Source organism: Hymenobacter sp. HSC-4F20 (assembly GCF_019599275.1).
Classification (GTDB): domain Bacteria; phylum Bacteroidota; class Bacteroidia; order Cytophagales; family Hymenobacteraceae; genus Hymenobacter.
Map to the genome: position 1 here is coordinate 40,272 of NZ_JAHZTD010000005.1, position 14,833 is coordinate 55,104.

The window sequence follows — 14,833 nt, forward strand, 5'->3', positions numbered from 1 at the left end:
GGTAGCACGGAAGCGTTGCGGGACCGGGTTCAAGTCAGCAGCTAGGGGGCTCTGCCCTACCCCTTACTAAGCCACAAACCTCTCGACTGAATTCTCACTTGGTTACACAAAAAAGCCCCAACCACACGGTTGGGGCTTTTTTAGTTGGGGAGCTATGAAGAAGACTATTGTAGCACCAGACGCTTCGACGACACCTTGCTGGTGGTGCTTACTTTGAACAGGTAGGTACCGCGGGCAAGGCTGCTGCCATCGAAATCAACTTGGTGTAAGCCTGCTGATTGCGAGCCTTCCACCAGCGTTTTTACCTTCCGACCGAGGGTGTTGTACACCTCCACCGTTACGGGTCCGTCCTGGGTCAGGCTGTAGCTGATGGTGGTAGTGCCCGAGAAAGGATTAGGGAAGGCGGTAGCTTCGGTGTTGAGCAGAGCCATGGCCGGGGTAGCCGAGGCCGACGTAGTGGCTCCGCTGCGGGCCTGAGCCGTAGTAGCAGGCTGCGTAACGGCTTCCCAGTGCGGGAAGGTGCGGCTTACTATTACAGCAAAGTCAGCGCGGGTTACGTTTTGGGCAGGTTTGAAGGTAGCGTGTACCGTGGGCTGTAAGTCGTAGGGGCCTTGGGTTACGCTGTAATAGGCGTTAATCAAGCCCAGCTCCAGCGCTACGCTCACGTAGCCTTCCAGGCCAGCCGGAATGGTAGCGGCATCTTCCAAGGGCACGGTTTGGCCGTTCGCCTGCACCGTTACGGGCTTACCCGTGCGGCTGGTGGCTACTTGCTGCAGGCCCAGGCTTTGCACCAGCGAGTACGCCAGCGAGGCGCGGGTTACTACTTTGCTGGGCGAGAAGGTACCGGTAGCGGTGGGCAGCATCACGCCGTTGTACTGGTGGAACCGGTCACGGAGGGCGGCGCCCTTGGCCGTTACCGACTCCGCCAGCAGCAACTCAGCGGCCGATACATCGGAGAAGCTGCGGCTGCCATTGGTGGGCACAAACTGGCGGGTTGCCTGCCCCATCAGCAGGTAGTCGGCGAGTTGTAGGCGGGTAAGCGGGGCATCAGGCTTGAAGCCGTTGCTCAGTCCATCTACTAGGCGGTTGCTGACGGCAGCCTTAATGGAGGCCTCAGCCGGATGGCCCACAATATCGTTCAGGCCGCTGGTGCCCGAGGTGACAAGTTGCGTAAGCTGAGCCGTCACGGTTTCCGGGAAGGCTACCCCGTTCAGGCCATCCACCTTCAGGGTCCAGTTGCCGGGCGCGGGCGAAGCGACGGCCACGCTACGGTCGGGGTACAAGGCAAAGGCTACCGGAATACCGGCCCGGTACTCCACCCCGTTCGGGTCAATCAGAATCAGGTTCAGGGGGTTGCCCGTGAGGCCCGAGATGCCCCCAGCCGTAATTTTGGCTTCCAGGCTGTTCACCCCGGTTCCCACCGCAAACGACACCTGGTTGCCGGTTGTCAGGGCAGGATTATAGTTTACCGTGAGGTTCTGGGTAGTAGACGAGGCATTTACGCTGCTCTTGAAGGCGCGGCTGGCATTTACGGTAGCCCCAAAGCTGGTACCGCGGAACACCTGATCCACGGCCGCGTAGGCATTTACGTACCCCGATCCTACTTCCCACGACTCGCGGCCGGGCATGTTGGTAGCGGTGCGCTGCAGAATTTGTTTTACCTGATCGGGTGTGAGCGAGGGGTTAGCCTCCAGCATCAGGGCCACAATGCCGGCTACGTGCGGCGTAGCCATAGAGGTGCCACTCATGTGCGTATAAAAGGGCAGCTCGGCGGGGGTCAGGGTCCCAACGTCGGTGGTAATACCCAGGGTAGCCACGGGTCCCAGCACGCGCGTAGACACAATATCGACGCCAGGCGCTACAATCGAGGGCTCGTTTTTGTACGTCCAGGTCTGACCGTCGGCCGTGGTGAAGGTGCCGCCTTCGTTCCGCACCCCGCGCGAGGAGAAATCAGCCAGCTTACCGTCTTTGTCGCCGGCTCCTACCGAAATGGTCCAGGGGGCAATGGCATAGGGGTTGTGGGTATCGGCGCCAGGACCTTCGTTGCCCGCAGCAAATACGACCACCATGCCCCGGTCGTGCACTTTTTTCGTTACCAGGTTTAGCGGGTCGTTCGGGTCGAAGTCGCCGCTGGAGCCGAAGGAGTTGCTTACTACCCGGATGTTGTACTGGTACTGATGGGTCAGGGCGTAGTCGAAGCCGCCAATGGCATCCAGCACCAGCAAGGCCGCACCCGAGCCGTAGCCCAGCAGCGAAGCGCCCGGCGCTACGCCTTCATACTTGCCGCCCGATTTGGCACCATTGCCGCCCACCGTGCCGGCGCAGTGCGTGCCGTGGCCGGAGTTGGTATCGGTGTTGGGCACACCTTCCAGGTAGGTAACGGGTAGCATGGCGTCCAGCGCGTTCAGGTTGGTGCTACCCAGCGTGTTTTGCACCAGGTGCGTGCCAAACTTAATGTCGTCGTGGGTGCCATCTACCCCACTGTCGTTGATGAGCACGCCAATGCCGCGACCCGACACTGGAATGCCTTTGTTGCGGGCCGTCATTTCTTGGTCGGCGCGCAGGCGTTTTACGCCCGTGAGGTTGGTTGCGTCGTAGTTGTAGTACGTTAGCTTCTTGTTGTAGTAGAGAGATTTAACCTGAGGATTCTGGGCCAGCGCATTCACTTGCGCCTGGGTGGCCACAATGCCGGCAATGGGCAGAGCTTGGAATGTAATACCCTTGGTGATACCCAGGGTGCGCAGCAAGCCTACCTGGGAAAGCAACGGGGCTCCTTCACCTTTGAAGGTCACAATTACTTGCGCTACGGGGCTGCTTTTAAAGGCATTCCTCAACTCAGGGTCGATGACGGCCTGCCCGAAGGCGCTTCCGGCCGATACGCTGGCGAAAGCAAAAACCACTAAAAGTTTCTTCATGTGTGTTGTGGAAAAGAGGTTGGAAAAGAGAGAAGCGTACAGGCCCCTTTCTGACGACGGGTTTCCTGAAGCACTAGGGGTAGTACATAGCCATACCAAGCCCCCGCATGCTCACCTGTATTTACGAGCAGCCTCCCTTTTTCGGATTTCACTACACAATGATTATTGTAAACTTTAAGATGTTTTTATGCAAAAATGATTTCTTTCAACTCGATTACTTACGATTAATTCAACAAAACAGCATTTACCTTGAAAGCACTATTCATAACTCTAGCCTTCTGAAACTGACGAAGTTACCGACAACAACACCTTGGTTAGCGGCGGGCAGTGGAAGCTGCCGGGCTCAGATGAAGCACGTCAATCTTCCGGGTAGTTTCCTGCAACTCCAGGCCAAGTTGCTGTAGGGAGGCTAACACGTCTGCTCTGCTGGCTTCCGGCTGCAGCTCCAGTTTTATGTCGTAGCGCCCGGTCAGGCCCGTTTCATCCACCACGGGCTTGCTCGACATATTTTCCAGAAACTCGCGCAGCATTTCTATCCGACTTCCTTCTAGGTCAACTCCTTTGCCCGACCACATGCCGTTTTCCGGTTTCTTGGATCCCGGCCACGGCTTCCGCGACTTGCTCTGCCGCAATACATACACCGGCTTCGTTTCGGGCACTAGCCGAGCCTGCACCGGAAAATGCCGCGGCAACTCATCCCGCAGATGCTGCAGCAAGCGCGGCGCTTCCGGGGGCGGCACCACCAAATCAAAGCACACCAGGTTGGCCGGTTCTCGGCTGGTTTGCAAAGCAGGCAGCTCATTTTTCAGCCGCAGGTGCGACACGCCATAGGCCTGCCGAAAAAGCGTTTCGATGGGCATGTTAATAGCCGTCAGGCGCCGCCCGCGCAGGCCCGGCGTCTGGTCGCGGCGAAGTTGGCTACCCTGCCCCTGCAGGTAAGGCCGCACGCTTACGGCAAATTGCGTAGCCGTGTCGGCCGGGAAGAACACCAGCGGATCTTTTACAACTACATCGTGCTTGGTTTGCAAAGCCGCGGGTTTGCCTGCCAGAATGTCCCGCAGGGCAGTAGCCGTGAGCTGCTCCGGCCGGGTAATGGCTAGCACCCGCTGGTCTTTCCCAATGACTACCGTATGCGGCACTGTGTTGTGCGGAAAATAGCGGTAAATAGCCTCCGTATGGGTAGGAGCGGCGGCCAGGGGTAGCTGCACCGGCCGACGGGCCAGAAACGTCCGCACGCGCTGCTCCGAGTCGTCGGCAACGCCTACTACCTGTAATTCCTGCGGAAAGGCTCGTTGCAACGAATCAAGGTGGAGCAACGGCGGAATGCAGGGGCCGCACCACGTGCCCCAGAACTCTACCACCAGCACCTTGCCTTTGGCCTCGGTGGAAGTGAAGCTTCCGGTGCTACGGTTCACCACCTGCGACAAGGTGAAATCCGGCACTATGTCGCCCTCGTGCAGGGCTTGGCTAAATGCCAGGGCGGGGCAGGCCCAGAGGCCGCCGAGTAGGAATAAGCGAGGATACATAACAGGGGTAGTGGATAGAACACTGTAAACTACTCTTTTATCAGTAGCTTGTCCGTTGCCTCGCTTCCTTTTTCCTGCCCACTCCCACCGCTTGTTATGCTAGGTTTAATGATGAACGAGCCCCTGCGCGTTGCGGGGCTGTTGGAACACGCCGCCAAGTGGCACCGTGATACCGAAATAGTGTCGCGCTTGCCCGAGGGTGGCTTGCACCGCTATACCTACGCAGCTGCCCATGAGCGCAGTAAGCAGCTGGCCAACGCCCTGACGGAGCTTGGCATCCAGAATGACGACCGGGTAGGAACGCTGGCCTGGAATACGCACCGGCACTTCGAGCTGTATTATGGTATTTCGGGTATGGGTGCCGTGTGCCACACCATCAATCCGCGCTTGTTTGCCGAGCAGCTCGTGTACATCATCAACCACGCCCAAGACCGCCTGCTGTTCTTTGACCTCACCTTTTTGCCCCTGGTAGAAAAGCTGGCCCCGCTCTGCCCTACCGTGGAAAGCTGGGTGCTGATGACGGGCCGGGCCCACATGCCCGAGACTACCACCCTCCCCGACCTGCGCTGCTACGAAGACCTGCTCGTGGCCCAGCCCGCCGACTATGAGTGGCCCGTGTTCGACGAAAACACGGCCTCTTCCCTGTGCTACACCTCGGGCACTACCGACCAGCCCAAGGGCGTGCTCTACTCCCACCGCTCCACGCTGCTGCACTCCTACGCCGCTTCCCTGCCCGACTGTTTTAACTGCTCGGCCCGCGACGTGGTGCTGCCGGTAGTACCCATGTTCCACGTCAATGCCTGGGGCATTCCGTACATGGCACCCCTAAACGGGTGCAAGCTGGTAATGCCTGGCCCCGGCCTCGATGCAGCCAGTCTCTACGAGCTGTTCGAGCAGGAAGGGGTAACGTTTTCGGCGGGGGTTCCCACCATCTGGTTCGGGCTGCTGACATTCATGCGGGAGAAAAAGCTGCGTTTCTCCACGCTCCGGCAGATGATTGTGGGTGGGGCTTCGTGTCCGCCAGCATTGCTCAAAGCCTTCGACGAAGAGTTGGGGGTAGTGATTCGCCACGCGTGGGGCATGACGGAAACCTCGCCCCTGGGCACCGTGTGCACCCTCAAGCCCCAGCAGCTTAGCCTGAGCCCCGATGAGCAGTTCGCCATCCAGACCAAGCAGGGCCGGGTCATTTTCGGGGTGGATATGAAGATTGTGGACGACGAGGGCCAGGACTTACCCCACGATGGCGTGGCTTTCGGCGACCTGTTGGTGCGCGGTCCGTTCATTGTGGGCGAGTACTTCGGGGCGGAGCAGCCCGGCGGCCTCACGGCCAGCGGCTGGTTCCGCACCGGCGACGTCGCCACCATTGACCCCACCGGCTTCATGCAGATTACCGACCGCTCGAAGGATGTCATTAAATCGGGCGGGGAGTGGATTTCGAGCATCGAGTTGGAAAACCTGGCTGTGGGCCACCCCGAAGTAGCTGAAGCGGCTGTTATCGGGGTGCCGCACCCGAAGTGGAGCGAGCGGCCGTTGCTGGTAGTAGTGTGCAAACCCGGGGCCACCGTCAGCAAGGAAGAGTTGCGGGCCTACTATAATGGGAAAGTGGCCCGCTGGTGGGTGCCCGAAGCGGTGGAGTTTGTGGACCACCTACCCCACACCGCTACTGGTAAGCTCCTCAAAACCAAGCTCCGCCAGGATTTCGCCGGGTACGAGTGGTGAGGTGGTGAAATTGTGAAGTGGTGAACTGGTGAGTTGTCATGGCGAGGAGGCACGACGAAGCCATCCTTCCTCTCTTTTGCTCAAAGCCTGATAAACAGACAAGCCCTTGACGCTAGGCACAGTCGTCAAGGGCTTGTCACATTTCAGGGGGTAGCATGTTGGTCAGGACGGATGGCTTCGTCGTGCCTCCTCGCCATGACAACTCACCAGTTCACCACTTCACAATTTCACTATTTTACTGCCGGTTGCTGAGCTTTTAGCTTTTCGGAAATGGCTTGCTGCAGCTCGGGCAGGTGCTCCTGCATACGCTTCTGCCCGATTTCCATGCCGGCCTGCATGAGCTGGGGCATTTTGGTGATGGTTTTGCGGCCCGTGGGCGTCTGGTAAAACTTGGTTAGTTCCTTCAGCTCTTTCTCTGTGAACTCACGGGCGTAGAGCTGCACCATGTCGTCCTTCATCGACTGCCAGCTCATGTACTTGTTGAGGTAGGCGCGCATTTCGGGCTCCACGGCTTTCATACCCGGGTTTTGCTCTATCTGGGCCGCTAGTAACCGGTCGATGGTAGCGGAGAGGTTTTTTTCGGAGTCGGTAGCAGCTAGTAATTCTTCGGCGGCTTTGCGCTGGCCGGCTGAAATAGGCGCGGCCGCACCCGCAGCAGATGCCGTTGACTGGGCCGTGGCGGCCGGGGCTGCGAAGGCAAGCCCCACCGCCAGAATCAGGTATTTCTTCATACTACAGAAGTACGAAATAGAATCGAGAAGGTAGGCCGTTAGCTGTGAAAGGAGCTCCATGCCGCTAGCAGGAGCTACGCCCTACCCCTTGCCGCAGGCCAAAGCTGCTGCCTCTCGTGCTTCCCCCTTTATCGGCTGCGAAACTTGCTACCCTTCCGCAGCAGCGCAACTTCGCTGGCATCCCCTGTCTTCTATCCCTATACCTTAATAATGATGTTGCGCCGATACATCAGCCAGAGTACCACCAGCCAAATCAGTACGCAGACGATGGCCCCGGCCAGGGAAGCATTAATGGGGCTGAAGTAGGGTACGAAAAACGTGCTGTATAGCCAGTCGCGGAGGCCGGTGGGTTGCCCATTGGCGCCCGTAATTTTCACCATGTTGAGCAGCCGCGGAATCAGGCCCGAGAGGAAAAATACGGTTATAGCATTGACGCCGTACACTAGCGGCGCTTTTATCCAGCCTCGGTAGCCTTGCACATCGGTAAGCCAGTACAGGCCCGCCAGCACGGCCAGGGCCAGCCCGCCGGTGTAGAGCACGAAAGAACTGGTCCAGAGGCTTTTATTAATAGGAAACCACCCATTCCAGATCAGCCCCAGCAGCACGCAGCCGCTACCCGCCACAAACAGCCATGCCACGCGGGTGGCAGGCTCTACCTCCTTACGACGCAGCCACTGCCCGGCCAGCAGCCCCAGCAGGCCGGTGCCAACGGCAGGCAGGGTGCTCAGCAGCCCCTCCGGGTCCCAGGTGCGGCTTTGGCTCCAGAGGTGAGCTTCGCCGAGCAGGGTCCGGTCGAGCCAGGCGCCGAGGTTGGTGCTGGCTTCCAGGTTGGCGGGGCCGTAGCCGGGCACAGGCACCAGCTGCATGAGCACATTGTAGAAAACCAAGATAAAAGCCAGCAGCCCCAGTTGCTGGCGGCGCGAGGTTTTCAGAAACAAGATGCCACATATTAGAAACACCACCGCAATGCGGGCCAGCACGCCCGGAATGCGCACCGTGCTGAAATCAAAAGACGGAAACAGGGCCGAAAACAGCCCTAACCCGAACAAGATAGCCGAGCGTTTCAGGATGCGCACCATTGTTCGGCCGTGGGTTTCAGGCTGGCGCCGGGCGCCGTCGAGAGCGTACGTAATGCTGACGCCGACAATGAACAGGAAGAAGGGAAAAATCAGGTCGGTGGGGGTGCAGCCGTGCCAGTGCGCGTGTTCCAGCGGCGCGTAGATGCGGCCCCAGTCGCCGGGGTTGTTCACCAGAATCATGGCCATGACGGTCAGGCCCCGGAACACATCGAGGCTGACGAGGCGCCCGGGCTGCGAGGCCTCGGCCAGGGGCTGGGTGGCGGTAGTGTGGGCAGCGGCCTGAATAGTACTTTGCATGGGAGGAGCCAAAAACAACGCGGACAAAGAAGACGAGCAGATTGGGCCGCACAATTAGGCAGCGGAGCAGGAAATAAGGCCGGATTTGGGCCTGGATTCAAGCCTAAGTTACACCTTCAAAAAATACCATATATAGTTGTTTGCCTAGGCTGCATCCTGTAGTTTTAGCTCCCCTGCTTAGAATAGATTTCTTTTTCGCAAGCAGGTCCCGCCCTTCCTCTCCTTCCCACCCAACTTTGTGCTGCTCGGCCGCGCCGCGGCCAGCCGGATTCCCACCCCATCCGGCCTCCTCTCTGCCCTCTTCCGGCTGTACTGCCCCTGCCCGCTATTGGGGGCGGGGCAGCGGCCGTTTCTTTCTATTTCTCTCACTCTCACCTTCTTGCACTGCGTATGAAAAGACGTTTATGGGCATCTTCATTGGCAGTAAGCCTGCTGCTGACCGCGCCCGCGGCGTGGGCCCAGCAGGCCTCTACACGCACACTACACGGTACTGTTACGGACGCTAGTGGGCAGGCTCCTCTTCCCGGGGTGAACGTATTAGTAAAAGGCACCACCCTTGGTACCCAAACTGACGCCACTGGCAGCTACACCCTGTCTGGTGTGCCAGAGGGTGCAACCTTGGTATTCAGCTTTATTGGCTACACCAGTCTGGAGCGGCCTGCCGCCGACAACCAGAATGTAACCCTGTCGGCTGACACCCGCAAACTGGATGAAGTCGTGGTGACGGCCTTCGGCATCAAGCAGGAGCGCCGCCAGATCAACTACGGCGCCCAGGAAGTGAAGGCCAAGGACCTGATTGACTCGCGCCAGCCCAACATTGTAAATGCCTTGCAGGGCAAAGTGGCGGGGGTGCAGGTAACCAGCTCGGGTGGCGGGGCCGGCGAGGGCGCGTCCATCGTTATCCGGGGTGGCAACTCCCTCGATGCCGACAACCAGCCCCTGTTCGTTATCGACGGGATTATTATGGATAACTCCTCGTTTGCGGAAAGCACAGCGCCCGGCGGCGGCTCGGCCTTCAACGGCCTGCTGGGCCGCTCCGTAGGTAGCACCAACCGCGCCTCCGACATCAACCCCGAGGATATTGAGAGCATGACGGTGCTGAAAGGCCCGGCCGCAGCGGCCCTCTACGGGTTGCGCGCCGCCAACGGGGCCGTCATCATCACCACCAAAAAAGGCAGGGCCGGCCGCACGTCCATTGACTTCCGCACCCAGTTTTCGGTGGATGAGGTGAACCGCCTGCCCAAGCTCCAGGACCAGTACAAGCAGGGCACTGCTGGCATCTTCGACGCTACTACCCGCAACTCCTGGGGCCCCCGGTTCCAGCCCGGCGAAACGGTGTACGACAACCTGGGCGACTTCCACCAGCGGGGCACTACGTTTCAGAACTACCTAACCGCGTCGGGCGGGACGGAGAAAGGCACGTTTCTGATTTCGGCCTCCCGCCTCGATAACAAGGGGGTAGTACCGGAAAGCCAGTACGATAAGTCGACGGTGCGCCTGGCGGGCACGCTGCAGCTTTCGCCCAAGCTGAGTGCTTCGGGCTCGGCGGAGTATCTGAACTCCGGGGCGGAGCGGCCTTTGCAAGGTCCGGGTCTGTTCGGGGGCACGGGCGGCTACCTCATCAGTCTGCTGAACTGGCCCCGCAACGACGATGCCCGGGTGTACCTGAACCCCAACGGCACCAAGCGGCGCCTGCTGCCCGGCAGCCTGGGCACCAACGATGCCGACAACCCGTACTGGACGGTCAAGAACAACCCCCAAACGGACCGTACCAACCGCTTTATCGGCAACACCCAATTTAGCTATGACCCGGCTAAGTGGCTAAAGATCAGCTACAACATCGGCACCGACCTGTACACCGAGAAAACCCGTTCGGTGCGGGCCATTGGCACCTCCCAGCCGGGCAACCAGGACGGTGGACTTTCGGAATCGACTACCCTCAACCGCCTGCTCAACTCCAACCTGCTGGCTATTCTTACCCACCAGTTCAATGAGAATCTGACCGGCGTGCTCACGGTGGGCAATACGGTGGAAGCCAGCAGGCGCGAAACCACGGACGTGCTGGGGCAGGTGTTTCGCACGCCGGGCATCAACTCTCTGAATAACACCGACAACCGCAGCGCGCTAAACACGACGTACGAGCGGCGCCTGATCGGCAACTTTGCCCGCCTGAACCTGGACCTGCTGCAGCAGATTACCCTGGAGCTGAGTGGCCGCTACGACGTATCCTCTACGCTGCCGCGCAACAACAAGAACTTCGGGGGCGGCTTCTTCTACGGCTCCGCCGCGGCCGGCTACGAGTTCAGCCGCACCCTGGGCCTGGACCAGAACCCCATCTTCAACTACGGTAAAATCCGGGCCTCAGTAGCGCAGGTAGGCAAAGACCCCATCCCCTACCGCGTTGATTCGCCCCTGGCCCAGAGCACCTACATCGGTGGCGGCTTCCGGCAAGGATTTTACGGTGGAAACCCAGATCTGATACCGGAACGCACTACCGCCTACGAAGCCGGCCTGGACCTGCAGTTTCTGCAGAACCGCGTCAGTCTAAATGCCGGCTACTACTACCAGGTGACTACTGATCAGCTGATTGCCCCGCGCGTAAGCCAGCCCTCGGGCTATATCTTCCAGTACATCAACGGGGGCACCGTAACCAACCGCGGGGTAGAAATAGCCCTGGCCGGCACGGTGGTGAAGCAAGCCAACGGCCTGCAGTGGGATATTCTGGCCAACTTCTACCGCAACGTAAACGAGGCCACCAAGCTGCCCAGCTTCCTGACGGAAGTCAACCAGTCGGACGCCAACATTATTGATGTAGCGCGGGGTAGTGCCTTTCCCGGCCGTCCCATCAATTCCATTGCCGCCCTGGACTACGTGCGCGTAGCCGATGGACCCTACGCTGGGCAGGTTATCATCGGGGCCAACGGCTACCCCACCACCAACGCCAGCACCTACGTGTACGCCGGCAACCGGGCCCCCGACTTCACCACGCAGATTACCAACACCCTGACCTACAAAGGGCTGGAGCTGACCTTCCTGCTCGATTTCCGGAAGGGCGGCAAGGTAGTAAACGGCAACGACTGGTTTACGACGCGCAACGGCCTGAGCACCCGCACCGAGGACCGCTTTAAGCAGGCTGTGTTTGAGGGGGTAGTGCGGCAGGCCGATGGCAGCTATGCCCCCAACACCCGGCCGGTGGAACTCACCGAGCAGTATTTCCGAACGATTCTGGGCGCGGTGGGTACTCCCTTCATTGAAGATGGCTCCTGGACGCGCCTGCGCTACGTCACGCTCAGCTACTCTTTGCCGGCCGCGTGGCTGGGCAACTCGGTGGTGAAGGGCGCGCAGATTAGCGTAACGGGCCGCAACCTGCTGCTGCTGACCAACTACTCCGGCGCCGACCCTGAAACGGCAGCGGCGGGCGCGGGCGTCCGCGGCGGCGGCTCCGGCGGCTTCGACTATGGTAGCGTGCCGGGAACCCGCGGCGTGGATATGGCATTGCGCTTCAACTTCTAGCCGATGGCGTGAATGAGCCCAGCGGCGCGGTTTCAGAACCTCCCCGCCGGCTGCCTTCCTCTTCATTTCCTACTTCCGACTTTGATGAAAAAATATATTCTGGCCCTCGGGCTCTTATGTAGCAGTGGGCTACTCACGTCCTGCGAGAGTTTCCTCGACGTAAACGACGACCCCAACAACCCGGTAGACGCTACCCCCAACTTCCTGCTACCCGGCGCTATTTCTCAGGCGTTCCAGCAGCAAATGTTTACCGCCCTGACTACGCCCTACATCACGCAGTACATTGTACGGCGCACGCCCCAGTCCAGCACCGACCAGTTCTTCCTGACGACGGGCAATGGCAATAACACCCTGAACTACTTCTACTACTGGTCGGCAGGCAATGCTCGCGAAGCCCTGAAAACGGCTGAGGCCGAAGGCTCGGTGTACTACGTGGGGGCTTCCAAAATCATTACGGCCATGGGCCTGGCCCATGCTACCGATATGCTCGGCGACGTGCCCTATTCCGAGGCCTTCCAGGGCGCCCAGAACTACACGCCCAAATACGACCCCCAGGAGCAGGTGTATCAGAGCATTCAGCAGCTGCTCGATGAAGGCATTACGGAGCTGTCGAAGCCGGCTTCGGCCAACTTCCGCGCCTTTTACAGCACCTCCCCCACCATCAGCGGCGACATCCTCTACCGCGGCAACCCGCAGAAGTGGGTTTGGCTGGCTAAAGCTCTGAAAGCCCGGCAACTGCTGCACCTAAGCAAAAAGGCCAACTTCACCGCGCAGGTGGCGCCCCAGATTTTGAAGCTCGTATCTGAGAGCTTCACGAGCTCAGCCGACGACGCTCAGATTCAGTACCAAGCAGCCGTAGCGCCTCTTACCGGTACTACCAACATCTTCGGGCCTACCCGCGCCAACTTTGCCAATACCACTACCTCGGCCACGTACTCAGCCAACATCATCAAGTATCTGAACGGCAACGCGCCGGGGGCTACCTACCCCGGCGTGGTGGACCCGCGCTTCCCCATTATGGCTACGGCGGGTAGCACTGGTACTGACCCCGGCGTAGCTGGTGGCACGCCCATTTCGGCCGCTACCGGCAACGCCACCGACTTCTACAGCAGCTGGTACGCCCGCGAATTGGGCTACTTCGAGGTAATCACTTACCACGAGGTGAAGTTCATCGAAGCCGAGGTGAGGTTTATTACCGGCGATAAGGCCGGCGCCCTGGCCGCCTACCGGGAGGGCATTAAGGCCCACATGGCCAAAATTGGGGTAGGTGGCAGCAATGCCTCGCCCGCCGTAACCTTTGCCCCCATCACGGCCCAGCAGATTACGGACTACCTCAACAGCGCCGCCGTGGCCCAGACGCCCGATCAGCTGGACCTCAAGCGCATCATGGAGCAGAAGTACATTGCTATGTTTCTGAACCCGGAGTCGTGGTCCGATCTGCGCCGCTACGATTTCGACCCGAACATCTACGTGAACCTGCGCTACCCGGTGGGCGTGAACACCACACTGGCTAACCAGGCCGACTACAAGAACCGCTGGCCCCGCCGCCTGCTGCCCGCCCTCACCGAAACCCAGTACAACCCCCGCAACGTGGCGGCCGCGTACGCCGCCGTGGGCGCTACCAATGATTTCGAGTACATCAACAAGCCCGTGTGGTGGGACCAGCCGTAAGCTGCGCCCACTTTCCAGTTGATTTCTCCTGACCCATGAACGCAACGAGTTGTATGATACCCTTGAACCTTACCCGCCGCTGGCTACTGGCCGCGGCTCCCTTGCTGCTGGCCGCCTGCCACGACGAGCTGGATACCATGTACACGGAGGTTGGCGAACAGATTCCGACCTTTGTAGGTAACGACTTGAGCCTGAACACGAAGTACGCTACCGGCGAGACCTTCACCTTCGAGTTGCGGTACGCCCAGCAAACCTCGCCCCTGCGCGACGTGCGCATTTATCAGCGCATTGAGCCGGCCACCGACTCCACGTTGGTGCAAACTATTCCCTACAAAGCGGCCTTCTCCAAGCGAAAAAACGCCGATACGCTGGTGGTCAATTACACCGTGCCCGCCGGGGTCAACAAGGCCAACGTGCGGGTGTCGGCGGTGGTAACCGCGGAAAATAGCCAGTCCAAGCTGCGCACCTTTTCCTTCCGCCTGGCCGAGCCGACGCCGACCGTAAAAGTGAACAGCGTTACCAACGTAACCGCCCCCGCCGGCAGTACCCTGGTGCCCGGCGACGTGGTGCGCTACAACGTAGTGCTGAATGACGGCGGCATCAATGCCGCTACCAGCCTCACGGCGGCCGGCACGCTCTACAAAGACCTCGACAGCCTGATTACTTACGTGAAGGTAGGCACGGCCCCCGAGCGGCGGGCCCTGCGCCAGCGCCTACCCGCCGCTGGCGCCCAAACCGGAGCCCGCACCGCCGTTGACGTGAACGTAACCCTGCCCGCCGGCTCCAGCGGCCAGGAAGTCACCTACCGCTTCGAGGCCAAGAGCCGGTTTGCCGGCACGCCCAGCGTACGGACCGGCTCGGCTACGGCCGCGCCCCTCACGCCGGGTACCGCCACGGCGCTGGCCGCCGCCCGTACCCTCACGCTCACTTACACCGGCACCACCGGCGGCGACCAGGCCGCCCTGGACCTAACCACGCTGAGCATGGTGCCGGCCACCGGCGACCCGCTGCTCAAGGACCTGGCTATTACCAGCACGGCCAGCAACGCCGTCCGGCTTCAGGCCCTGAACGGCAAGCCGGCAACGGGCACTACCCCCGCCGTGGAGCCCACCCGCTTCGTGAAAACCACGGCCGCCGTGTACACCGCCGCTACCCTCAACAGCATCCGGCAAACCTACCTGAGCGCCGCCACCACGGCCCAGGTAACCACCATCGACAACGCCGTGGTGGGCGACGTGTATGTTGCCCGCCTGCGCAACGCCAACCAGTACGCCATCTTCACCGTGACGGGCCTCAACCGCACCGCCACGGACGTGACGCTGACCCTGGCCGTGAAGGCGCTGTAGACGCTTTTCGTTACGGCACAAAAAAGGGCCTCCCCG

The 14,833-nt window shown here is 60.3% G+C and carries 8 protein-coding genes; 4 read left to right on the top strand and 4 right to left on the bottom strand.

The features are described 5' to 3' along the window. Positions 1–164 precede the first annotated feature (164 nt). Both K3G63_RS20915 and K3G63_RS20920 read right to left on the bottom strand, forming a co-directional pair. Positions 165–2,915: a S8/S53 family peptidase gene (locus K3G63_RS20915; protein WP_220616090.1), complete on the bottom strand. Its 2,751-nt coding sequence runs from the start codon at positions 2,913–2,915 to the stop codon at positions 165–167. 314 nt (positions 2,916–3,229) lie between these two features. Beyond that, positions 3,230–4,441 (bottom strand): TIGR03435 family protein, encoded by a 1,212-nt coding sequence (locus K3G63_RS20920; protein WP_220616091.1) that lies wholly within the window; start codon positions 4,439–4,441, stop codon positions 3,230–3,232. 96 nt (positions 4,442–4,537) lie between these two features. Between K3G63_RS20920 and K3G63_RS20925 the strand changes: the two genes are divergently transcribed. Beyond that, positions 4,538–6,160 carry a 3-(methylthio)propionyl-CoA ligase gene (locus K3G63_RS20925; RefSeq protein ID WP_220616092.1) on the top strand — a complete coding sequence of 541 codons (1,623 nt, stop codon included), beginning with the start codon at positions 4,538–4,540 and terminating at the stop codon, positions 6,158–6,160. 230 nt (positions 6,161–6,390) lie between these two features. Here K3G63_RS20925 and K3G63_RS20930 read toward each other — a convergent pair whose 3' ends face one another. Beyond that, a complete protein-coding gene (locus tag K3G63_RS20930) occupies positions 6,391–6,891 on the bottom strand; it encodes a DUF2059 domain-containing protein (RefSeq protein WP_220616093.1) in 501 nt (166 codons plus the stop codon). 197 nt (positions 6,892–7,088) lie between these two features. Beyond that, complete coding sequence (locus K3G63_RS20935; RefSeq protein ID WP_220616094.1) at positions 7,089–8,267, bottom strand: acyltransferase family protein; 1,179 nt, start codon at positions 8,265–8,267, stop codon at positions 7,089–7,091. A gap of 390 nt (positions 8,268–8,657) precedes the next feature. On the opposite strand from K3G63_RS20935, the gene K3G63_RS20940 reads away from it, so the two are divergent. The 3 genes from K3G63_RS20940 to K3G63_RS20950 all read left to right on the top strand — a co-directional run bounded on the left by K3G63_RS20940 (position 8,658) and on the right by K3G63_RS20950 (position 14,797). Then, complete coding sequence (locus K3G63_RS20940; protein WP_220616095.1) at positions 8,658–11,780, top strand: SusC/RagA family TonB-linked outer membrane protein; 3,123 nt, start codon at positions 8,658–8,660, stop codon at positions 11,778–11,780. A gap of 84 nt (positions 11,781–11,864) precedes the next feature. Beyond that, on the top strand, positions 11,865–13,451 hold the full coding sequence (locus K3G63_RS20945) for a SusD/RagB family nutrient-binding outer membrane lipoprotein (RefSeq protein WP_220616096.1): 1,587 nt from the start codon (positions 11,865–11,867) through the stop codon (positions 13,449–13,451). A gap of 62 nt (positions 13,452–13,513) precedes the next feature. Further along, positions 13,514–14,797: a hypothetical protein gene (locus K3G63_RS20950; RefSeq protein ID WP_220616097.1), complete on the top strand. Its 1,284-nt coding sequence runs from the start codon at positions 13,514–13,516 to the stop codon at positions 14,795–14,797. Positions 14,798–14,833 lie beyond the last annotated feature (36 nt).